The organism is Candidatus Competibacteraceae bacterium (genome assembly GCA_016699715.1).
GTDB lineage: Bacteria > Pseudomonadota > Gammaproteobacteria > Competibacterales > Competibacteraceae > Competibacter.
Genome location: CP065007.1, coordinates 1,744,734 through 1,766,998, shown reverse-complemented (window position 1 = coordinate 1,766,998; position 22,265 = coordinate 1,744,734). Strand labels below are relative to the sequence as shown.

Here is a 22,265-nt window from a genome sequence, read left to right as displayed (position 1 = left end):
GAACTCGACCTGGGTCCAGGTTGGGCGCCGTGGTTGAAGCCGGGTTTGGGACGGGTGGTTGGGGTCGCCGCTAGAAATCCAGCGGACTTTTGGCTTCCTTGAGGGTAATGCTCCGCACCGTGTGAGTGTAAATCATGGTTGTACGCACGTCGCTGTGCCCCAGCAACTCCTGAATGGTGCGAATGTCGTAGTTCGCCTGCAACAGATGACTGGCGAAGCTGTGGCGAAGGGTGTGCGCGGAAGCTCGCTTGAGAATCCGGGAGCGGCGCACCGCGTCCTTGATGGCCCTTTGCATCAGGCTCTCATGTAAATGAGAACGCCGGTACTCCTGGGTGGCCGGCACCTTGGTCAGCGTCATGGCCGGAAACAACCACTGCCATCCCGGTTCCTTGGCCGCGCGCGGGTATTTGTCCCCGAGCGCGGTGGGCAAAAACGTCCCCGCGTAACCGGCGGTCAAGTCCGCCTCATGCACCTGTGCGACCTGATCCAGTTGCACGTGCAGCTCAGGGATGAGCGCTTGCGGCAATGGCACCGCGCGATCCTTTTGGCCCTTGCCGTCATGCACGGTCAACACCTGCATGGCGAAATTCAAATCCTGCGCGCGCAGCTTCAGGCACTCGAACAGGCGCAGGCCACACCCGTACAACAATTTCGCCACCAGCGCGTAAGGCGCATCGAGCCGGGCGATGACGTGGTCCACTTCTTCCCGCGACAACACCACTGGGATGTAGGGCTTGCGCTTGGCGCGGACCACGCCTTCGACCTTGCCGAATTCCTTTTCAAGGACGTGCCTGAATAAAAACAGCAGTGCATTGAAAGCTTGATTTTGGCTGGATGCGGCGATTTTTTTATGGACCGCCAGAAAACTCAAAAACCCTTTGACATCGTCCATCGACAACAACGGTGGGTCTTTGCTTTTCGTGAAGGCCTGGAATTTTTGGGTCCAGATTTTATAGGCCTGCAAGGTCTTGGGGGAGTAATGCCGGACCTGGATCGCCGAGGTCAATCCGTCGTAGACCGACACCCAACTGGCTCCGGTCAATTTGAGTTCAGACGAAGCCGTTGGGTCGTGTTGGGAAAGCGCTTTAACCGGGTTTGCGGGTGTGGGAGGCACTCGACCGGACGCTTCCCTTTTTGGCCAGGCAGGTGGTTGCAATGGCGCAAGCGGGCGGAGAGGCGGCATGGCCCTTTCCGGGGGCGAGTGGACGAGCGCGGCTTGGGAGATAACCTTCGGAGGATGCGGCTCCATGGCGGCGGGAGAAGCGATCTCCAAATAGAGCGACACGGCGTGTCCGGCCTGTTGGCGCAGGGATACTGGCTGGTGCTTGGTCCGCAGCTTCTCCTGGAAAGCGGGCAAACTCCGGCGATCCGCTGGCGCGAAGCTATACTTGTGACAAAAGTCCAGGTAATAGCGCAGCCACTTGTGATAGTGCGGGCGCTACCCGGCCATGATCTCCTGCTGCGCCAACCGCGCCTCGTAGCGGCGGGTCAGCTCTGGGGGAACGGCAAGCATGACGGAATTTCCAGGGTGGCAAGGTTGGCAATGAATGTTATACTGCTAACAAAGACTAACTAGATCAAATAGTTATTGTCAACCATCATGGATTCGGGTAAATATACAGAAACCATATAATCACTTGTTTCGCGGACGCTTCGCGCCCGCGAAACGGGGCGGCGGATTGCAATCCGCATGGCTGCTTGGCGCTTCGCGCCGCACAACCACGCGGATCAAGCCGACATCGGCCGTCAAAGCCTTCGGCTTTTCCGTCCTCGCGGCTTATCCGCCGCCCCGTTATGCCTGAGAAGCTGTACAAAAACTAACACATTGATATTATTATAGTATTTTTGACAAAATAAGCCAAAATCCGGCGATTATTTTAATTTCAGAGATTCTATTCGAGGTGCTGTATGGCTTGGCCAAAAGAAATTCCTTGTAAGAGGTACCCCAGCGATTTGACGGATGAAGAATGGGAAATCTTGGAGCCGATTTTAAAAAAAGCGGATTTTTATACGACAGGTCGGCCACGTAAAGTTGATCTCCGCGAAGTAATCAATGCCATTTTTTACCTGAACAAGACGGGCTGTCAATGGCGGTATTTGCCTAAAGATTTTCCCTGCTATACCTTAATAAGTTACTATTATCATCAATGGGTTGACAACAATATTATGGAGCAAATCAATACAGCGATTCATCAGCAACTCCGAAAAGAAATGGGTCGAAATGAGAATCCGAGTGCGGGGATTATCGATAGCCAAACCGTTAAGGGGACACCGGAATCGGCCCAGGAATCCGGGTTCGACGGTGGTAAGTTAATTCAGGGTCGCAAGCGACATATTGTAGTAGATACAGTAGGTTATATTATTATTGCTCGGGTTCATGCGGCCAATATCTACGATGGTCATGCGGCTCGCCAAGCCTTGACTGCCTTATTTTCAATCGTGGATAATGTCAAAAAAATCTGGGCGGATGGTGGTTATAGAGGTGAAGAGTTTATTCAATGGGTTAAAGAGCAATTTGACTGTGTGCTCGAAGTCGTTGAGAAGAAAAAAAACCGGCGAAGGTTTTCAAGTGTTACCTCGACGCTGGGTCGTGGAACGAACCTTTGCCTGGCTCGGTCGTTATCGGCGACTGAGCAAAGATTACGAGCGGAAACCTACATCGAGTAGGGCGTAACCAGTCGAGCGCGGGGTAGCGCGCCGGGGTGGAAAGGGGCGGTGGGTCCCTTGCCCGGTTGACCCGGAGGTGGGTAGATTGATGTCACCCAACAAGCAATCACCCGAGGAACCCACCGATGTCGATGATGTGGCCGTTGACGACCGAAGGCAAGGGGTTGGACCTGTCGGCGCACTTGGCGGTGCTGACCGGGTTCGTGTACGACGCCGCCCGCGACGGCTTGCCGGCGCACGAACTGGAGCACGGCCTGTGGTCGCGCCTGTTGCGACTGGGTCATGAGATGCAAGCGCAGTATTTTGCCTTGGTGGGCGACGGGGATTGCGGCAAAACCCTGACGCTGGCCGACGGGCGAGTGGTCAAGCGCTTGCCCAAACCCCATGGCCGACCCTATCGGTCGATCTTTGGCGACTTCACTCTGGTGCGGGTGGTCTACGGCACGCGGGAAGGCCAGGCGATCGAGGCGGCGCCGCTGGATGCCCGGCTGGGGTTGCCCGAGGGCCCGTTTTCCTATCTCTTGCAGGACTGGGATCAAGCGCTGGCGGTGGAGAATCCCTACGGTCAGGTCAACACGGTGCTGGCGCGCATCCTGGGTCTGAAACAGTCGGTGGCCAGCCTGGAGGCGATGACCCGGACCCTGGCCGGGGCGGTGGCCGGTCATGAAGCGGCCCGACCGCCGCCGGCCCCGGCGACGGGCCAGCAGCTCGTGGTGCTGAGCGCCGATGGCAAGGGGGTCCCGATCCGCAAGCCGGCCGACGCCCCGACCATCGCCGCCCACGACCACACCCGAGGGCCGAAGCCGGATCGTAAGAAGATGGCCGTGCTCGGTGCGGCCTATCAGATCGAGCCGCATCCGCGTACCGCCACCGCCGTGGTCGAGTCCTTGTTTCGCGATCCGACCGCCCCCACGGAACCCTCGGCGACGCCCCGACCGGCGCCTCGACAGAAACGGCTGTGCGCGGTGTTGCCGGTGGCCGCCGCCGTGGCGGCGGCGCTCGCCGCACCGCGCCCGGTCGAGGTGGTGTTCCCCTGGTTGCGGGCTGAGGCTCGCCAGCGCGACCCCGACCACCGGCAAACCTGGGTCCTGCTGATGGACGGTCAGCCGGCGTTGTGGGACGCCGCGGCGGACACCTTGGGCGACACCGCGCGGGTCGAGATCCTCGATCTGCTCCATGCGACCGGCTATTTGTGGGACGCCGTTCACCTGTTTCAGCCGTCCGGTAGCCCGCTGGCGACTAAACTGATGAAGGTGCTGGTGCATGCCCTGCTCGACGGGGTGGGGACCGGGGTGATTCGCTGGCTACAGGACCTGGCCGAGCAGGGCCACCTGTCCGCCGCCGCCCGCGCCCGGCTGGAACAGATTCACGGTTATTTCGACCGCCACCGCGACCGCATTCATTACGATCGGTATCTCGCCGCCGGCTATCCCATCGCCTCAGGGGTGATCGAAGGGGCCTGCCGCCATGCGGTCAAGGACCGGATGGAACGGGCCGGGATGCATTGGACCCTGCCCGGCGCCCAGGCCCTGTTGAACCTGCGCTGCGTGGCGCTCAACGACGAATGGGAGCCGTTCATGAACCATTACATCCAAACCGAAACGGCGCGCCTCTATGCGAACATCCCGAGCCAACCCCCATCCACCCGGCTTCGACTCGTCGCCTGAACCAAGGGCGCGCTCGACTGGTTACGCCCCATCGAGTACGGGTCATGTTTATATGGCCTCAATTCGACTCATGCTGCGAAGAATTTGTAAAGAACGAGCATTATTACAAGGGGCTGCTTTAGAGGCAGCTTAGGTAATTGAGTTTTTGTACAGCTTCTAAGGAGTAAAACATGAGGCGACTAGTTCTGGTCGTGACAGTTGTAGGCTTGGTTACGTCTGCAGTAGCAGAAACAATGGGTAAAGAGGAGTTTATCGACACTTATGCAAAACTAGCGGCCTGCGTCGAAGCCAAACATATTGAGGATAAAGACGCAGAAAATGCCCTAGCCCCCCGAGTACAGTATTACGGACTAACCCATTTTTCTAAACCCGAGATAGACGGAATGCCAGTTGTTTTAAAGCTCAGAGCAAAAAACACTATCACGATGATGGGTTGGGGGTGCGAAGCTGCCTTTAAGAAGTTAATGACCCTACCTCTCCCACCACCGGAATAATTATCATCTACTGTAACCACGTAAGTCAGGTTGCCGTCTGTTTGGCAACCCAATATTCAATCAACTGGCCTAGCGCGTAGGGCGGTTAGAGCGAAGTGAAACCCGCCTTCCTTATAGAGCCTTGCGCATGACTGCGGTATGTACGGCAGGTACGTCTAATACTAAGTGTTGATATTGATTAGTGAGGCAGCAATGAAACAGAAATATACTTATTGGAAAGATGAAGATATGTGGTTAGGCTACTTTGATGAATTTCCAGATTACTGGACTCAAGGTGAAACAGAAGAAGAATTAAAGAAAAATTTGATTGATATTTATAAGGAACTGACTAGCGGAACAATCTCGAATATTCGCCGAGTCGCTGAGATCGAAGTGTCGTGAAAAACAAGGATCTAATAAAGAAACTTGAAGATATGAGCTGCGTCTTTATCCGTCATGGTGGCAACCATGATTGGTATCAAAATCCACGCACTAGAATATCGCAACCTGTTCCTCGGCATCGAGAAGTTAATGAACACTTAGCGAAACATATCATCAAAATTCTTAGTAACGACGATACCTAACTGGGGCTTGCACCTGACCCCGCTACGCGGGGCAGGTGAAGCCGGGCGTTTCGCGGACGCTTCGCGCCCGCGAAACGGGGCGGCGGATTGCAATCCGCATGGCTGCTTGGCGCTCCGCGCCGCACAACCACGCGGATCAAGCCGACATCGGTCGTTAAAGCCTTCGGCTTTTCCGCCCTTGCGGCTTATCCGCCGCCCCGTTAAGCCAAGATAGACGTGCGTAAATGTAATTACCGATATTGAGCAAAACGCATAGCGCAATAATCGGGAAATTGAATAGCGGGGTGTCCATCTGAGTGCGGTAGTGCCTATGGATTAGATCTTGACACACCATAGAAAGGGCGCTTCGATGGTCAAGATCACAATATCTGGTGTCCACCGCACTCAGATGGACACCCCGCATTGAATATAACCAATGGGTGATTTTCTGGGGTTTAAAAACGTGATATAGAGCGAAGCAAGTAAGCGATGACGCTTAATTGAAACCATTGAAGCGTCATCGCTTACTTGCTTCGCGCAATAGTGCAGTTTTCGCAGTTGTTTTTGCGATTCAAGCAATAACCGGGAGCGGGCGAAAATGGGAACGCCAACAATCAGCGAACCACGAGCACGACTATCTCAGCCTAACGCCTCGTTCGACCGGACACGCGATTGGCGTAGTCGCCCAAGCGAGCGTTTGCGCGCGTGCCGCTCAACTCGAAAACGTTAGAAGTAAATAGGACACAAAGAAGCAATGTCTTGGCTTAGAAACACATTTGAAATTTCGCACACTACACACAAGGCTATTGTTTCCATGGAAGGAATCCGTGGTTTTGCGGTATTTTTAGTATTCTTGGTTCACTACGTTACGCTCGTTGACCCTTGGCTTACAAAAGCATCTGCAACACAAATACTATCTGCTCATGTGCGCAGTATTGGCAATATTGGTGTTGATCTTTTTTTTGTTTTAAGCGGATACTTAATTTATGGAATGCTAATAAGAAAGAAGAAGCCTTTTGGTAGCTATCTTGCGAGAAGAATCCAAAGAATTTACCCAACATTCGTCACTGTCTTTCTAATCTACCTCTTATTGTCGGCTGCGTTCCCTTCTGAGTCCAAAATTCCAGATGGTTGGGAAGGTCTAATATTTGTAATGCAAAACCTGCTCCTCCTTCCTGGTCTATTTGATATAAATGCCATCATCACCGTAGCCTGGTCATTAAGTTATGAATTTTTCTATTATCTATTGATTCCATTGTTGATCAGCTTATTTAGGTTACGCGAATGGAATTGGAAATCGAGAGCTGCTCTATTTATTTGTGTGTCAGTTCTCCTTTTTGCGTATTTTGCTATCTACGGCGGGCACATCAGATTACTAATGTTCATTTCTGGAATATTGTTGTTTGAAGTCGTCGAGCATAAAAAAAATATAGATAATATACCTCCAATTGGTCTTCCCGCTCTAGCTCTAGCGATAGCGTCTGTCATATTGCTTAACGCTTTTGAAGCGAACAATTGGTGGAAGTTTTTATTGCTCTTTATTCTCTTCTTTATATTTTGCCTTGAATGCTTTTCTTCCGAAGGAATCTCAAACAGGATATTCAAGTTTACACCAATGAGGTGGCTGGGCAATATGAGTTACTCATATTACTTAATTCATGGCCTTGCACTGAAATTCGTATTTATACGCGATGTTCGACTTTTCAGGCGATCAGGCTCTCAAACTGCAGGTCTGACCGACCGATTTGCCGGTTCATGAAAATACCCAAGGTGTGCGCCAAGATTTTTCGGGCGATCCGACTCGTCAAGTGCCAAACATCCCGCGCCCGGATTTTCTCAAAATGAAACTGCTCGGTCAGTTGACCGATGACGGTTTCCACGAGGCGGCGGGTTCTCGTCAGTTGTTGGATGATCCAAGGCGCACGGGAATCGGCCATGTTCGCCCGCAAGGGGGTTTGCAAATCGATCCCCGTGGTTGCCAGTTCCGCCTGAAGACAGGCGCTCAGGTATCCCTTGTCGCCAATGACCAAGCCGTGAACGCCGTCCGTCAAATCCCAAAGCGCTTCGCGTTCATCACCGGCGGCGGGGGTCACCGTCCACGCCGTGATCACGCCATCGAATGTGATCATCAAGTGACCATGAAGTCCATAATAATACTGCTTTTTTGCCGCGCAATAGCCGAAGCCGGCCGCCTCGGGAAAACATCGGCATTGCGGGGCACGGGTCAGCATACACACCGGCATGGGGCAGCCATCGACGAGGTGAATAGGGTCCGTCACCGCCCCCAAGTCGATCAGCAGATGCCGATGCAGCCGCTGTTTGACGACCCAGAGATTGGCCGCTTGCTGGGCAAACGTGGTTCGCGATCCGAGTCTTGGAAACCACGACGGCCAATGACGACGGAAATACTTCCAGATGCCCACATCGGTATCCAAACCCAGAAACTCACCCACCACCTCCATGGTGATCACTTCGCTGTCCGCCAACTTCGGGGCAAAACCACGCTGGCGCAAGCGATGATCCCCAGCAGGGCTTCCAGGTGTTCTTCTACCCAGCAAAACACCGTGATGATAAAGTCTTCAAGCGGCATGGCGGTCTCTCCGTGCGGTTGAGGTGGTTGGTTCCTCTCAGCTTAGCTCGCACCGTCATGCCGCATCGGTCTGCCCTCATCTCTCCTCGAAAAAGTCGAACATCGCGTTATTTATGGTTTTGGCTGTTGTTTACGTACCAAAGAGTGCTGATGATTGGGTGTTTTGGGTAGGCTTGCCAGTGGCGTTTTTTGCTACTCTTGTACCGTCTACGATCTTGTTTATATTTATTGAGAAACCATACTCTTTGGTTTACAAAAGAGCGTCAGTTTCGGCACCTGTCAGCACAGAATCTTCTAACAATTAGCTCCACCGGACAAAATACTCGCTGCGCTCGCATTTTGCCGGTGAGCATAGCGTTTCGCGGACGCTTCGCGCCCGCGAAACGGGGCGGCGGATTGCAATCCGCTGGTTGCTTGGCGCTTCGCGCCGCACAACCACGCGGATCAAGCCGACATCGGCCGTCAAAGCCTTCGGCTTTTCCGTCCTCGCGGCTTATCCGCCGCCCCGTTAGGCATTAGCAAGCAGCATCGAGGTGACCATGAAATTTGAACTGCTAATTGGCACTGTTACCGTCGGCCTCGGCGCAACCTTCGTCATGGATCTCTGGGCCATATTTCTCAAGCAGGCCTTCAAAATTCCTTCTTCCAACTATTGCATGGTTGGTCGTTGGCTGCTCCACATGACCAATGGCTCCATCAAACATCAAAGCATTACCGCTGCTGCTCAGAAGCCAGCCGAGTGCACAATCGGCTGGGTTGCGCATTACACAATAGGGGCGCTGTTCGCGCTTGCCCTTGTGGCATTGGCCACACCCAAATGGCTACAGTCGCCGACTCTGATGCCTGCTTTAGTCTTCGGCATTGCTACTGTTGGCTTTCCCTTTCTTATCATGCACCCTTCAGTCGGCCTTGGCATTGCGGCGTCTAAGACGCCAAATCCCATGCAGGCGCGGCTACGTAGTCTTATGAATCATGCCGCGTTTGGGGTTGGGTTGTACGTTTCGGCTGTAGTTCTGAGTTTTATTACGGAAGCTCATGCCTAATCGGGTAAGGGCGGGTGTTTAACCCGCCCTCCCCACACCACCTAGCATGCGGGTCCGCACTAGGCGGTTCATGCGAAGGGAGCACACGACGGTTCAGGCATAGCCATGCGCTTTCATCCATTGATCGCGAATGCCAATCAAGCCCTGGCTCTTCAGCCAGTCGTTGGTCATCCCGGTTTGGGTGCCCAGCGAGCGAGACAGGCGCCAGTAGCTCTTGGAGCTCATGCCCGTCCAGATCGCCGCGCGTTTCGGCGTCCCCAGGGCCAGCAGGTTGCGGATACGGTTGCGCACGCCGCGCCACTGTTTCCAGTAGCACATGCGCACCCGCCGGCGCAGCCAGTGGTCCAGCTCGGGGATCGGCCGATAGTAGTCCGAGATGCCGAAGTAGCCCATCCAACCCCGGACATATTCGGCGAGCTTCTTGAACCGGTAGTCCATCGACACGCCCCAACTCCGCCCGGTCAGCTTGCGCAGCCGGTCGCGGAAGTCGTGATAGGCGCGCTCGCTCCAACGCAGCTTCTTGCCCCGGAAGATGAATCCGAGGAATTCGCAGTCATTGGTCTTGACCACCTGGCTCTTGTGCTCGTTGACCACCAGCTTGAGCTTGCCGGTCAGGAAGCGAGACACGCTCGCCATGACCCGCTCGCCGGCGCGGTGGCTGCGCACGAGGATCAACAGGTCATCCGCGTAGCGGACCAACCGGTATTCCCGCCGCTCCAGTTCCTTGTCGAGGTCATCCAAGAGGATATTGGCCAGCAGCGGCGAGAGCGGTCCGCCTTGCGGCGTGCCGATCGCCGTTGCCTCAATGGTTTCTCCAACCAGGACGCCTGCCCGCAGGTACGCGCCGATCAATGCCAGCAGCCGCTTGTCGCGAATCTTTCTGGCCACACGGGCCATCAGGACGTCGTGCTGGACCATGTCGAAGAACTTCGCCAGGTCCAGATCGACGGCGATACGGTAGCCGGCCCCGATATGGGCTGGTACCCGCCTCAGTGCTCCATGGGCAGAACGTCCGGGCCGGAAGCCGAAGCTCGATTCCGAAAACCCTGGATCGAACAGCGGCCCCAGGACTTGCGCGATGGCTTGTTGGATGACGCGATCCAGGACCGTCGGGATGCCGAGCAGGCGCTCGCCTCCTTGGGGTTTCGGGATGCTCACCCGCCGCACCGGCTGGGGCCGGTAGCTGCCATCGCGCAGGGCTTGGCGGATCGTCGGCCCGCTCGAACGCGCAAACTCGGCAAAGTCCTCGGTGCCCATCCCGTCGATGCCGGGCGCACCCCGATTGGACTTCACCCGCTTCCAGGCCCGTCGCATGTTCTCGCTCTCCAGCACCCGCTCCATCAGGTCGTCGTGCAAGGTTGGCTGCATGGCATCGCGCCGCCGTTCGTCTCCCCCGAGCGGGTTCGTCAACGTCTGCGAGCAATCCACGGCTCCACCTTGGCTTCTCATGTTCGGCCCTTCGCCGGCAACGCCCTCCAGGGCGTGCCTGCTACTATGGCCTCTGCTGACTTCTGTCCCATCACGCCGGACGTTGCCGCCCGACGCGCTGCCCGAGTCGCGGTAGGGTCCGGTGGCGATGCCAGCACTTTCGCGCCGGGCCTCAGGCCGGCTCCCTGGCGACCACAGCCCCCGTAGGGTTCGATGGTCTATCCAGCCCTTTCGGACTGGGCCTCAGTTCGGCTCCCATAGCGGTACGGGCTGCATGCGGGACAGATCTCCCCGGATAAGGACATGAACTTTCCGTGCACAACCGCCGCATTTACCCTATCCCCTGCACCTGTCGGGCTTCGTCACCTTGTGCTGACTCGCCCGGGGACTGAGCCTTCTATGCGGTTTCTGTCCGTCGGCTCGCACCTTTGCACTCGGGCTTCCTCCAGACAGACCCTCACGGGTTTGCCCTTGCCGTCGGCTAGTAGTTACTATCCACATTGTGGACACAGGTACTCCTACAGGGGGCTTTCACCCCATCAGTTCACGCCCGTGCCGGGCGTACACAAGTCGCTCCAACCGACGGTCTTGCCTCCGCTTTTCTCCGGCAAGCCTGCGGCTGAGCTCTGACGTTATGGCCCAAAAGTTCGTAAATTCGATCAGAGTGAGGATATGCCAGAAATAGCGAGATTTTACGGAATAGTAATAAAGCTCTTCTTCGGGGATCATCCGCCGCCGCATTTTCACGCAGTCTACGGAGAGCATATTGGCCTATTCAATATTGATACCCTTGAAATGATGGAAGGAGATCTACCGAATAGGGCCAAAAAACTCGTGATTGAATGGGCTACAATTAACCGAGACGAAATGAAAAAAATGTGGAATAGCCAAGAGTTTCACAAGCTGCCCCCGTTGGAGTAAATCGTGGAATATCCAAGAATCGTTTCAGCAAAAGCAGTCGATGAAAATACGCTATTGGTTGAATTCGATAATAATGAAAAAAGAAAATATGATGTTACTCCACTATTAAGTAAAGAAATGTTCGCCCCGCTTAGGGATCCGGCTTTATTTAAGGCTGTGAAGGTAGAAAAGGGTGGCTACGCGGTAGTGTGGAACAGCGAAATTGATATCAGTGAATATGAGTTGTGGCGTCATGGCTTGTCATTGCCATAACAAGGCAATGCAGCCGACGTCCAACTCTCCACGGTTTTTTGTGCATTCCGCTGTGCTCCATTTTTGCACAAAAAACCGTTCCAAGTTGGCTGCGGCTGATCGCTGTCGTTAGGCCAGGGAAAGCGTTATGAGCCTGTCCCCAGAAGAATCACTATTCGTCGAAAAGCGAGAAAGGCTTACGAAGCATTGGCCAGTATTCGGTTTTGGCGTTTTGTTCGTGCTTGCTACGTTTGCCTTCTGGTTATGGCTCAAGGTGCCGTATCTGATCAATCCTTGGGTTGTTGAGGTTGGCCTTGAGAAAGGCACGCTGCCCGAATCAACGGTGGTCCTTATGGCGGTTATGTTGCCTATGGTGATGCTGGTTTTTCTTGCATTTGCCAGTGCCGTTGTATTGCTGGCATTTGCGGCATTCTCCAACGAACGCAGATTGATTGAGCTTCTTCGAAGAGAAGGTGTGAATCCTGGTGCCAACGAGTCGCGGTAATGCAGGTTTGTGAACTCACAATACCGACAAGCCGCGGGCGCGGGCCTGACAAATCGGAAGCACATCCGCGCTTCGTGGTATGCGCCGGGCATCGACCTGCGGCGATGCCTAACCTTTCGCTCAAACGGGAGCCCGTGGCATGGTGCCTGTTTGGCATAAACCTTAATGCTCAAACGTAAACTATTATGAACGACATACCCAATGTAATGAGAGGCGTCCAGCTAACAGGGCATGGTGGCTTGGATAAGCTGGTGTTCCGCGACGATATTCCCGTGCCTGCTTTTGGGCCTCGCGACGTACTGATAAAAGTGAGCGCGGCCGGTGTTAACAATACTGATCTCAATACACGACTTGGATGGTATTCAAAATCAAACGGAAACAGTAGTGACGCAGGTTGGTCAGGAAATGCGATTCAATTTCCCAGAATCCAAGGTGCCGATGTTTGTGGCAGAGTCGTTGCCGTTGGAGAGCAAGTTGATCGTGGTCTCCTGAATCAAAGGGTACTGGTTGAGCCATGTATTTTGGAAGCGGGAGGTAAGGTCTTGGATCAACCCTGGTACTTCGGTTCCGAAATCGACGGTGGTTTCGCTGAATACACCGTTGTTGCAGCCAGGCATGCCCATAAAATCAATAGCAAGTTCAGCGATGTTGAACTCGCATCCTTTCCTTGCTCCTATTCCACAGCCGAAAATCTTCTGACCCGAGCCAGCGTTATCGGCAATGAAGTTGTCTTGGTAACCGGGGCGTCAGGCGGTGTGGGTTCTGCTGTCATTCAACTTGCCAAGGCAAGGGGAGCACGAGTTCTTGGTATTACCACACCGTCCAAGTCAGACAAGATATTGAGTCTTGGAGCTGAGCGTACACTGGCAAGAAATGCCAATCTTGTTCAAGAGCTTGGAAAAAATAGTATTGATATCGTGATCGACTTGGTGGCAGGCAAGCAGTGGCCTGATCTATTGGAGGTGCTTAAGCCCTTTGGACGGTATGCCGTTTCTGGCGCAATTGCCGGTCCGCTCGTGGAGTTGGATGTCAGAACGCTTTACCTGAAAGATCTCAGTTTATTTGGCTGTACTGTTCTCAACGAAGGTGTTTTTCAAAACCTGGTCAGGCGAATTGAAGCCAGTGAAATCACTCCCATCGTTGCCAGTGCTTTTCCTCTATCCCAGGTTCCCGAAGCGCAAAAACAATTCGAAACAAAGCAACATGTCGGAAAGCTGGTGATCGATATTTCAAGTGAGAGATAAATGCAATTTATCAGCTCAAAATCAGGTTCCATGGACGATCCGCCAACCGGCACGCCCGCCACTTCGCGCGATCAGGCGTTCGTCCGCTCCGGTACCGATCAGTGCAACGTCCTTGATCGATTCAAAATGAGGGTGGCGTACATACGCTGATCAACTCGCACTCCTGATCACCCACGTTGCGAAAGCGGTGCGGTTGGCGACTGTCGAAGTAGTAGGCATCTTCTGCTTCCAGCACGCGGCGCTGGTCGCCCACCATGATCTCGATCCGCCCTCGCAGCACAATGCCGCCTTCCTCGCCATCATGTTGCAACATGAGCTTGCCGGTGTCGGCGCCGGGCGCATAGCGTTCATGCAGGATCTGCAATTTACGGTGGCGCAGATTCCTGCCGACCTGACGAAAGGAAATCGCTCCCTTGGCCAGCTCCAGTAACTCGTGTGCCTTGAAAAAAATCGGGTCCTGAGAAGGCGGCTCCAAGCTAAAAAACTCGCTCAGCGACAGCGGAATACCATCCAGCACTTTCTTTAGAGACGCCACCGACGGGCTGTTCTTATTTTGTTCGATCAGGGAAATGGTGCCGTTGGTGACCCCGGCGCGGCGAGCCAATTCGCGTTGCGACAGACCATACTGCTCGCGCACGGCCCGCAGGCGGGTGCCCAGATCGAACCCTGGTTCCGCATCGCTCAGGCTATCGACGAGCTGCTCATGAATGTTCGACATATTAAACTTCCTTAGGCTGTTGGTCATCGGAATACTGGCCGATCAAATTATCAATATATTATTGATATAAAATATAAAATTTATATTTATGGATAAATTTTTCACTTTCAAGAGATCATCTTGATCGATTATTGTTTATTTTTTTAAACGATGCTAGGCTTGCGTTTACAAATTCAAGCTATCCAGATGACGGTCAGACGCTGCTTTTCCAGCCAGAGTGCTGAGCGGCGGCCTTCCGCGAACCGATGGAGTTCCTCATGCATCTGAAAGACCCTCGCCTGTTTCATCAACAGTGTTATATCGGCGGTGCCTGGATGGATGCCGATAACAGGGAAACTTTTCCGGTGAGCAATCCGGCCACGGGTGAAACGCTCGGCAGCGTGCCCAGGCTGGGAGCCGCCGAGGTCGGCCGGGCCATCGCGGCGGCCCGGGACGCTCTCGCCGGTTGGCGGGCGCGAACCGCCAAGGAGCGTTCCGCCATCCTGCGTCGCTGGTTCAACCTGATGCTGGAGCATCAGGAGGATCTGGCCGTACTGATGACGCTGGAACAGGGCAAGCCATTGACGGAAGCGCGCGGCGAGATCGCTTACGCGGCCTCCTTCATCGAATGGTTCGCCGAAGAAGCCAAGCGGGTTTACGGCGACGTCATTCCTCCGCATCAGGCCGACAAGCGCATCGTCGTCGTCAAGGAACCGATCGGCGTCTGCGCGGCCATCACTCCCTGGAATTTTCCCGCCGCCATGATCACCCGCAAGGCCGGCGCCGCGCTGGCCGCTGGCTGCACCATGGTGGTCAAACCCGCCTCGCAGACGCCGTTCTCGGCGCTGGCGCTGTGTGAGCTGGCGGAGCGGGCCGGCGTGCCGGCGGGGGTACTGAACGCGGTCACCGGTTCCGCACAGGTCATCGGCGCCGAACTCACCGCCAACCCCACGATCCGCAAGCTCAGCTTCACCGGCTCCACGGCTATCGGCAAGCAGCTCATGCGGGAATGCGCCGGCACCATGAAAAAGCTGTCGCTGGAACTGGGCGGCAATGCGCCTTTCATCGTGTTCGACGACGCCGATCTGGATGCCGCCGTGGAAGGCGCGATCATCTCCAAATACCGCAACGCCGGTCAGACCTGTGTTTGCGCCAACCGCCTGCTGGTGCAGGATGGCGTCTACGACGCTTTCGCCGACAAGCTGAGCCGGGCGGTGGCGGCCCAACTCAAGGTGGGTAATGGTCTGGAGTCCGGCGTCACCCAGGGACCGCTGATCGATGAGGCCGCCGTGGCGAAAGTGGAGGAGCACATTGCCGATGCCGTGAGCAAGGGTGCCCGTATCGTGCTGGGTGGTCAGCGGCACGAACTCGGCGGGACTTTCTTCCAGCCCACGATCCTGACGCAGGTGACCCCGGAGATGGCGGTGGCGCGGGAAGAAACCTTCGGCCCGGTGGCGCCGCTGTTCCGTTTCTCGACCGAGCAGGAGGCCATCCGCATGGCCAACGACACCGAGTTCGGCCTGGCTTCCTACTTCTATAGCCGCGATATCGGCCGGATCTGGCGGGTTGGCGAGGCTTTGGAATACGGCATGGTCGGCATCAACACCGGGCTCATTTCCACCGAAATCGCGCCCTTCGGCGGCATGAAGGAATCCGGCCTCGGCCGTGAGGGCTCCAAGTACGGCATCGAAGAGTATTTGGAAATCAAATACCTGTGCATGGGCGGTATCGACCGCTAAGCCGCTGGCTCCCAACCCTGTTTCCCTTTGCCGATGGAGTACCGAACCATGACCACCAACGCCGAGCTATTGTCGCGCCGCGTGCAAGCCGTCGCCCGAGGCGTATCCAGCATCCATCCCATCGCCGCCGCGCGCGCCGAGAACGCCGAGATCTGGGATGTGGAAGGTAAGCGCTATATCGATTTTGCCGGCGGCATCGCCGTGCTCAATACCGGTCATCGCCATCCTCAGGTGATGGCGGCGGTCGAGGCGCAAATGCAGCGCTATACCCATACCTGCTTTCAGGTCATGAGCTATGAACCTTATGTGGCGCTGGCCGAGCGGCTTAACGCCTTGGCGCCGGGTCGGGGACCGAACAAAACGCTGCTGTTGACCACCGGTGCCGAGGCGGTGGAAAACGCCGTCAAGATGGCCCGCTTTTATACCAAGCGCTCGGCCGTCATCGCCTTTAGCGGGGGTTTCCACGGCCGGACGATGCTGGCGTTGGGCCTGACCGGCAAGGTGCCGGCCTACAAGACCGGCTTCGGTCCTTTCCCCGGCGAGATTTACCACGCACCGTTTCCCAATGCCCTGCACGGGGTCAGCGTCGATCAGTCGCTGGGGATGCTGGAGTATTTCTTTAAAGTGGACGTGGAACCGGAGCGGGTGGCGGCCATCATCATCGAACCGGTGCAGGGGGAGGGCGGTTTTTACATCGCGCCGCCGGAATTCCTCAAGCGCTTGCGCCAGCTTTGCGACCAGCACGGCATTCTGCTGATCGCCGATGAAATCCAGACCGGCGCGGCGCGCACGGGCAAATTCTTTGCCATCGAGCATAGCGGGGTGGTGCCCGATCTGATCACCATGGCCAAAAGTCTGGCCGGCGGGTTTCCGCTCTCGGCGGTGGTCGGCCGCGCCGAGGTCATGGACAGCGTCGGCCCCGGCGGTTTGGGCGGCACCTACGCCGGCAGCCCACCGGCCTGCGCGGCGGCGCTGGCGGTGTTGGATATCATCGAGCGCGAGGGCCTGCTGGAACGCAGCCTGCGGTTGGGCGAAACGATCCAGGCCCGGCTCAAAAAACTGGCCGACCGCGTGACCCGCATCGGCGATGTGCGCGGCCTGGGCGCCATGGTGGCGATGGAATTTTTCAAGGACGAGGAGCGCCGGGTGCCCGACCCCGAACTGACCCGGGCGCTGGTGACCCAGGCGGCCGAGCGCGGCCTGATCCTGCTGTCCTGTGGCATGTACGCTAACGTCGTGCGCATCCTGGTGCCGCTGACCGCATCCGATGCACTGGTGGACGAAGGCTTGACGATTATCGAACAATGCCTGGAGTCGCTGACGCTGGAAGTGGCCTGAACCTGAACCGCCCTCGACGGTTCGGCCCAGTCGCCGACCGCGAGGGTGCGCATTACAACCAAAGGTAACTTGCTCATGACCCCGTTTGCCATCGCCGCCATCCAAATGCACGTTTCGGCCTTGCATGACAACATCAGTGCCATGGGGCACCGGCTCGACTTGCTCATGACCCGGTTTCCCTGGGTACAGATGGTGGTGTTCAGTGAGTTGGCGCCGTTTGGACCGCTGCCGGGGCACGCCCAGCCGATGCCGGGTCCGGCCGAGGCTACGTTTTGCCAGATGGCGGCCCATCATAAAATCTGGCTGATTCCCGGCTCGATGTTCGAACTGGTGGGCGAACACATCTATAACACGGCCAGCGTCATCGATCCCCACGGGCAGGTGGTCGGACGCTATCGCAAAATGTTCCCGTTTCGCCCCTACGAGAACCATGTGGAAGCGGGGAAAGAGTTTCTGATCTTCGACGTTCCCGAAGTGGGGCGGTTCGGCGTCTCCATCTGTTACGACATGTGGTTCCCGGAGACCTCCCGCACCTTGGCCGCCATGGGCGCGGAAGTGATTCTGCATCCCTCCATGACCGATACCATCGACCGGGAAGTCGAATTGTCGATCGCTCGCGCCACCGCCGTGACCAACCAGTGCTACTTTTTCGACATCAACGGGGTGGGTGACGGTGGGGTCGGTTCTTCCATTATTGTCGGGCCGTCCGGCTACGTCATTCACACGGCGGGCGGCGGGGAAGAAACCATCCCCGTGGAAATCAATCTGGATCGGGTGCGGCGCGAGCGCGAAGTCGGCATCCGCGGTCTGGGGCAACCCCTGAAGAGCTTCCGCGATCGGCCGGTGGATTTTCCGATCTATCAGCGGGGAAGTGGGTTTCCCGAGGACTATTTGCATAGCCTGGGTCCACTGGCCAAGCCGGAGCGGGGTTCCCGGGCCGGTCTGAAACAGGACATTGCGCCCGCGGTGGGGCAGGAAGGCTACCATCCCTTGGCTTGAGGGAGGCAGCCGGCTATTTCTTTAGTTCAGATGAAGATAATCTATTGTTTTAAATGTAGAAAAATACAATTTGTGGCTACAGTCGCCGCATCTTGATATCGAGGATTTGAATGCGGTAGGCAATCTGGCGCGGCGTCATGCCCAACAGCCGGGCCGCCTTGGCCTGCACCCAACCGGCCTGTTCCAGCGCGGCAATGACCCGTTCCCGCTCATCCAGGTCGGGTGCGTCCAACTCGATCCTGGGTGGAGCGGAGATCGGGGTCGCGCCAGCGCCACGCGGACTCAGGCCGCTCAATTCAATCACGTCCTGGGCGATCACGCCGTTGGCGCTCATGATCGCGCTGCGCTCCAGGCAGTTTTCCATCTCGCGCACGTTGCCGGGCCAGTGATGCCGCATCAGCAGGCGAATGGCGCCATCCGTGATGGCCAGCTTGCGTGCCTGGTGCTTGCCAATCTTTTCCACCAAAAACCGCGCCAGATCGGGAATATCCTCCTGGCGTTCGCGCAACGGCGGCATGAAAATCGGCATCACGTTGAGCCGGTAGTAGAGATCCTCGCGGAACAGGCCTTCATCCACCGCCGCTTCCAGATCGCGGTTGGTGGCGGCGATGACTCGAACGTCCACCCGCAGAGTCTGGCTGCTGCCGACCCGCTCCAGCTCGCCTTCCTGGATCACCCGCAGCAGCTTGGCCTGGAAAGCCGGCGAGATGTCGCCGATCTCGTCCAGGAACAGGGTGCCGCCGTGCGCCTGTTCGAAACGCCCCTTACGCTGGTTGACCGCGCCGGTGAACGCGCCTTTCTCGTGTCCGAACAATTCCGATTCCAGCAGGTTGTCCGGCAGGGCCGCACAGTTCAGCTTGACCAGCGGTCCGCCGGCTCGCGGCGAGTTGTAGTGGATGGCGCAGGCGATCAGCTCCTTGCCGGTACCCGATTCGCCGCGTACCAGCACCGTGGTGTTCCATTTCGCTACCTGCCGCACCTGCTCGAACACCTGCTGCATCGGCTGGCTGTGGCCCACCATGCTGTCGAAGCCGTGCTGGCCGCGCACCGTCCGCCGCAGGCTGTCGCGCTCGGCGGTCAGCGCCCCGCGCTCGCGTTCTGCGGCCTGCGCGGCGCGCACGCTGCGGGCGATCAGGTTGGCGACCATCTCCAGAAAGCGGGCACGCTCCGCCAGCCACTCGTCGCGGCGGGGCGGCTGCGCCGCCAGCACACCGCTGTATTGGCCCGAACCGGCCCGGATCGGCACCCCGATCAGTGGCAATTCGCGGTCGTAGAGTCGCAGGCGGTCGAGAAAGCGCGGTTCATCGGCCAGACGTGGTAGCACCAGTCGCTCGCCGCGCTCCAGCACCATTCCCAGCACCCCTTCCCCCGGCAGGTAACGCACCGGTTCGCCGGTCGGCGGCGGCTTGGGCTGATCGTGGATGGCGCTGACCAGCAGGGCGCCGCTATCGGGGTCCACCAGCGAAACCACGCCGCGATGCAATTCGCCGTGTTCGTGCAGAACCCGCAGGACCTGATCGAGCGTTTCCCACAATGGGCAGGGACGGCTAAGCACCTGGCTCACCCGGAACAGCGTGGCCAGTTCAATTTCCAGCAAATCCGATCGATCCATGACGACGTTCTTCGCGCTAATGGCGGTCAAGAATCATCCTCGTATTTGATGGGCAGCAAGACTTGCCAGCGGCAGCCCGCGTTGTAGTCGGGATCGAGGGTAATCATGCCGCGCTGCTCGTTGACCACCTCCTGGACCATGGCCAGGCCCAGGCCAACATGGGTGGCGGCGCGCTTGGTGGTGAAGAACGGCTCGAAAATTCGCCATTGCAAGTCCGTGGCCACGCCGGGGCCGGTGTCCTCGATCACCACCGATACCGCCTGTTCCTGAGTGGCGGTGGTGATGCGCAGTTCGCGCGGTTGCTGACGATTGCTGTCCATGGCGTCCAGGGCGTTGTCGATCAACTGCTTGAACATGCCGCGCAGGCGGCTGACCCGCGCGGTGACGGCGGGTAGCATCGGCGCGGGTTTCCAGTCGACGACGGTGCCGCCGGCCAGCAGGCGCTGCTTGCACAGTTCCAGTACCTCGCGCAGCAACTGATTGATGTTGACCGGCGCCGCCGCTTCCGGTGGCACCGCCGGTACCAGCGCCCGCAGCCGCTCCAGCGCCGTTTGACCGGTCGTGGCGGCCTGATTCAGGGCGTGGCGCAGGGCGGGATCGGCCTGGGCGCCACGTCGTTCCAACAGGTCGCGGGCGGCGGAGATCAGGTTCATCGGTCCCTGCATCTGGAAGATGGCGGCTTGCAGCGCCTCGCGCATGCTGCGCACCCGTTCCTGCTCGGCCAGCAGGGCGCGCATGGCGTTCATGCCCACTGCTTCCTGCTGGCGCTTGAGCGCGGTGATTTCGTTGGCCATGAGCAGCAGATAGGTCTGCCGCACCGGCTTGAAGAAGGTGGCGGCGCTGCTGTCCTGTTCGCGGAACCACACGCCCGAGCAGGAAAACCAGCGCGGTTGCCCCTTGCCGCCCGGATCGAAGCTGACCTCCCGATCGCGAAAGCCGTGCTCGGCGTTCGCGCCCCACGGAAAGGTTTCGCCCAGGGTTTCCCGCAGGGCGCGCAGAAATTCCGCCGCCGGTTCCCGCACCCGCAGGTCACCGACCAGCTTTTTGTATTCGTGGTTGTCGAGGATGACCCGCCCGTTCTCGTCCAGTAGGGCGATGACCGCTGGGGCGGCATCCACCATCGATTCGATCAACGCCTTTTGATAGTGCACCTGTTGTTCCAGATGGTGCATGGCGGTCACGTCGCGATGAATGCCGAGGAAGCAGGCGGTTTCCGCCCGGAGGTCCTGGATCGGGATGACGGTCAGTTCCGCCAGATAGACGGTGGAGCGCTTGCGGCGGTTGACCAGCAGCCCGGTCCAGGGTTTGCCGCGCTTGATTTGCCGCCATAGTTGATCGTAGACCCGGGCCGGCGTGCAGCGGTCGGAGAGCATGGCGGTGTTTTGACCGATAACCTCGTTGGCGGCATAGCCGGTGACTTCGGTGAAGGCCGGGTTGACGTAGAGGATGTTGGCGTCGGTGTCGGTGAGGCAGACCGCGATGGTTAGATTGTCCACCACCTTGGCGAACACCCAGGGCGGCAGGGTTTCGGCGGCGGATTGCATCGCCTTCGGGTCGCCTTGGGCGGAGAGATAGCCGAATGTTCTCTGATCGTTCTGGGCCATGGGTGTACTCGGCATTGTGGGAGGCTAAAACCATTGAAAAATGGTATGCAAGTTCATGGCCAGTATAAGGGGTGTGAAAGGTGAGGATCGCGCATGAGGCGAAGCGACGGAGGGATTCGCCTCGATCCGCCATCCGCCTCTTTTCATCCGCAATGCGGCATTCATGACAAGCGCACCTCGTTTTCCTCCGTTATTGTCGCGAACCTCACAATCTTGCCGCGATCGGCCGGGGAGAATCGAGATCGGCAAGGCATTGAACGCCTAGGGAATGGCATACGTTCGATCCGGTTGGCACGATTGCTGCCGGGTAGCGAGCCAGGAACGCGGAGGGCTGTTATGCGGGATTACCTGTTCATCCTGTTGGGCGCGGCACTGGTCAACAACGTGGTGCTGGTGCGGTTTCTCGGGCTGTGCCCGTTCATGGGCGTGTCGAACAAGATCGACTCCGCCCTGGGCATGGGCATGGCCACCACCTTTGTACTGACCTTGGCGGTCGCGGCCAGTTGGCTGTTGGAGCATTACCTGCTAGTCCCGCTCGACATCGAGTTTTTGCGCATCCTGGCGTTCATCCTGGTGATCGCCGCCCTGGTGCAGTTCACCGAGATGTTCGTGCGCAAGGCCAGCCCGACGCTCCATCAGGTGCTGGGCATCTACCTGCCGCTGATCACCACCAACTGCGCGGTGTTCGGTATCGCGCTGCTCAACGTCCAGCAAAAATACGATTTTATCAGCAGCCTGTTGTACGGCTTCGGCTCCGCGCTGGGGTTCACCCTGGTGATGCTGTTGTTCGCGGGGATTCGGGAGCGGTTGGCCCTGGCCAACGTGCCGGCCACTTTTGCCGGCGCTCCCATTGCTTTCATCGCCGCCGGCCTGCTGGCGCTGGCGTTCATGGGTTTCGCTGGGTTGCCGGTACATTAGCCGTCGGCCCTGATCGGGAGTTCACC

At 57.5% G+C, this 22,265-nt stretch carries 19 protein-coding genes and 2 pseudogenes; 15 read left to right on the top strand and 6 right to left on the bottom strand.

Going from position 1 to position 22,265, the window contains the following annotated elements; translation table 11 throughout:
• Window positions 1-70: 70 nt before the first annotated feature.
• On the bottom strand, window positions 71-1,249 hold the full coding sequence (locus IPM89_07895) for an integron integrase (GenBank protein QQS55837.1): 1,179 nt from the start codon (window positions 1,247-1,249) through the stop codon (window positions 71-73).
• 677 nt (window positions 1,250-1,926) lie between these two features.
• Between IPM89_07895 and IPM89_07890 the strand changes: the two are divergent.
• The 6 genes and pseudogenes from IPM89_07890 (at window position 1,927) to IPM89_07865 (ending at window position 7,129) form a co-directional block, all read left to right on the top strand.
• Window positions 1,927-2,674 (top strand): annotated as a pseudogene (locus IPM89_07890) (IS5 family transposase).
• Window positions 2,675-2,792: 118 nt separating this feature from the next.
• Window positions 2,793-4,334, top strand: coding sequence for an ISKra4 family transposase (locus tag IPM89_07885; protein QQS55686.1), 1,542 nt, complete (start codon window positions 2,793-2,795; stop codon window positions 4,332-4,334).
• Between the two features lie 170 nt (window positions 4,335-4,504).
• Window positions 4,505-4,828 (top strand): hypothetical protein, encoded by a 324-nt coding sequence (locus tag IPM89_07880; GenBank protein ID QQS55685.1) that lies wholly within the window; start codon window positions 4,505-4,507, stop codon window positions 4,826-4,828.
• A gap of 192 nt (window positions 4,829-5,020) precedes the next feature.
• Entirely contained in the window at window positions 5,021-5,209 is a 189-nt protein-coding gene (locus IPM89_07875) for a type II toxin-antitoxin system HicB family antitoxin (protein QQS55684.1), read from the top strand.
• Complete coding sequence (locus tag IPM89_07870; protein ID QQS55683.1) at window positions 5,206-5,391, top strand: type II toxin-antitoxin system HicA family toxin; 186 nt, start codon at window positions 5,206-5,208, stop codon at window positions 5,389-5,391. Before IPM89_07875 ends, IPM89_07870 begins: the two co-directional genes overlap by 4 nt.
• A gap of 793 nt (window positions 5,392-6,184) precedes the next feature.
• Complete coding sequence (locus tag IPM89_07865) at window positions 6,185-7,129, top strand: acyltransferase (protein ID QQS55682.1); 945 nt, start codon at window positions 6,185-6,187, stop codon at window positions 7,127-7,129.
• On the opposite strand, the pseudogene IPM89_07860 reads toward IPM89_07865, so the two are convergent.
• Window positions 7,074-7,960 (bottom strand): annotated as a pseudogene (locus IPM89_07860) (IS982 family transposase). The gene IPM89_07865 and the pseudogene IPM89_07860 sit on opposite strands and share 56 nt — an antisense overlap.
• A gap of 539 nt (window positions 7,961-8,499) precedes the next feature.
• Here IPM89_07860 and IPM89_07855 point away from each other — a divergent pair.
• Window positions 8,500-9,003 (top strand): DUF2938 domain-containing protein, encoded by a 504-nt coding sequence (locus IPM89_07855; protein QQS55681.1) that lies wholly within the window; start codon window positions 8,500-8,502, stop codon window positions 9,001-9,003.
• A gap of 93 nt (window positions 9,004-9,096) precedes the next feature.
• On the opposite strand, the gene ltrA is transcribed toward IPM89_07855, so the two are convergent.
• The gene (gene ltrA, locus IPM89_07850; GenBank protein QQS55680.1) at window positions 9,097-10,452 is read right to left on the bottom strand and encodes a group II intron reverse transcriptase/maturase; all 1,356 of its coding nucleotides are present in this window, start codon (window positions 10,450-10,452) and stop codon (window positions 9,097-9,099) included.
• Window positions 10,453-11,103: 651 nt separating this feature from the next.
• Here ltrA and IPM89_07845 point away from each other — a divergent pair.
• The 4 genes from IPM89_07845 to IPM89_07830 all read left to right on the top strand — a co-directional run bounded on the left by IPM89_07845 (window position 11,104) and on the right by IPM89_07830 (window position 13,332).
• Complete coding sequence (locus IPM89_07845) at window positions 11,104-11,352, top strand: DUF4160 domain-containing protein (protein QQS55679.1); 249 nt, start codon at window positions 11,104-11,106, stop codon at window positions 11,350-11,352.
• 3 nt (window positions 11,353-11,355) lie between these two features.
• Window positions 11,356-11,604: a DUF2442 domain-containing protein gene (locus IPM89_07840; protein ID QQS55678.1), complete on the top strand. Its 249-nt coding sequence runs from the start codon at window positions 11,356-11,358 to the stop codon at window positions 11,602-11,604.
• A 127-nt stretch (window positions 11,605-11,731) separates the two neighbouring features.
• On the top strand, window positions 11,732-12,088 hold the full coding sequence (locus IPM89_07835; GenBank protein QQS55677.1) for a hypothetical protein: 357 nt from the start codon (window positions 11,732-11,734) through the stop codon (window positions 12,086-12,088).
• Window positions 12,089-12,270: 182 nt separating this feature from the next.
• Entirely contained in the window at window positions 12,271-13,332 is a 1,062-nt protein-coding gene (locus tag IPM89_07830) for an alcohol dehydrogenase family protein (GenBank protein QQS55836.1), read from the top strand.
• Window positions 13,333-13,453: 121 nt separating this feature from the next.
• On the opposite strand, the gene IPM89_07825 is transcribed toward IPM89_07830, so the two are convergent.
• Window positions 13,454-14,050, bottom strand: coding sequence for a cupin domain-containing protein (locus tag IPM89_07825; protein QQS55676.1), 597 nt, complete (start codon window positions 14,048-14,050; stop codon window positions 13,454-13,456).
• 257 nt (window positions 14,051-14,307) lie between these two features.
• Between IPM89_07825 and gabD the strand changes: the two genes are divergently transcribed.
• From gabD to IPM89_07810, 3 genes are all read left to right on the top strand, one after another.
• Window positions 14,308-15,768, top strand: coding sequence for an NADP-dependent succinate-semialdehyde dehydrogenase (gabD, locus tag IPM89_07820; protein QQS55675.1), 1,461 nt, complete (start codon window positions 14,308-14,310; stop codon window positions 15,766-15,768).
• Window positions 15,769-15,816: 48 nt separating this feature from the next.
• Window positions 15,817-17,106, top strand: a complete 1,290-nt coding sequence (gene gabT, locus IPM89_07815; protein QQS55674.1) for a 4-aminobutyrate--2-oxoglutarate transaminase — start codon at window positions 15,817-15,819, stop codon at window positions 17,104-17,106.
• A 75-nt stretch (window positions 17,107-17,181) separates the two neighbouring features.
• Window positions 17,182-18,105, top strand: a complete 924-nt coding sequence (locus tag IPM89_07810) for a carbon-nitrogen hydrolase family protein (GenBank protein ID QQS55673.1) — start codon at window positions 17,182-17,184, stop codon at window positions 18,103-18,105.
• Window positions 18,106-18,181: 76 nt separating this feature from the next.
• Here IPM89_07810 and nifA read toward each other — a convergent pair whose 3' ends face one another.
• Window positions 18,182-19,717 carry a nif-specific transcriptional activator NifA gene (gene nifA / locus IPM89_07805; GenBank protein QQS55835.1) on the bottom strand — a complete coding sequence of 512 codons (1,536 nt, stop codon included), beginning with the start codon at window positions 19,715-19,717 and terminating at the stop codon, window positions 18,182-18,184.
• A 26-nt stretch (window positions 19,718-19,743) separates the two neighbouring features.
• Complete coding sequence (nifL, locus tag IPM89_07800; GenBank protein ID QQS55672.1) at window positions 19,744-21,321, bottom strand: nitrogen fixation negative regulator NifL; 1,578 nt, start codon at window positions 21,319-21,321, stop codon at window positions 19,744-19,746.
• A 336-nt stretch (window positions 21,322-21,657) separates the two neighbouring features.
• Here nifL and rsxA point away from each other — a divergent pair, with 336 nt between their 5' ends.
• The gene (gene rsxA, locus IPM89_07795) at window positions 21,658-22,239 is read left to right on the top strand and encodes an electron transport complex subunit RsxA (GenBank protein QQS55671.1); all 582 of its coding nucleotides are present in this window, start codon (window positions 21,658-21,660) and stop codon (window positions 22,237-22,239) included.
• Window positions 22,240-22,265 lie beyond the last annotated feature (26 nt).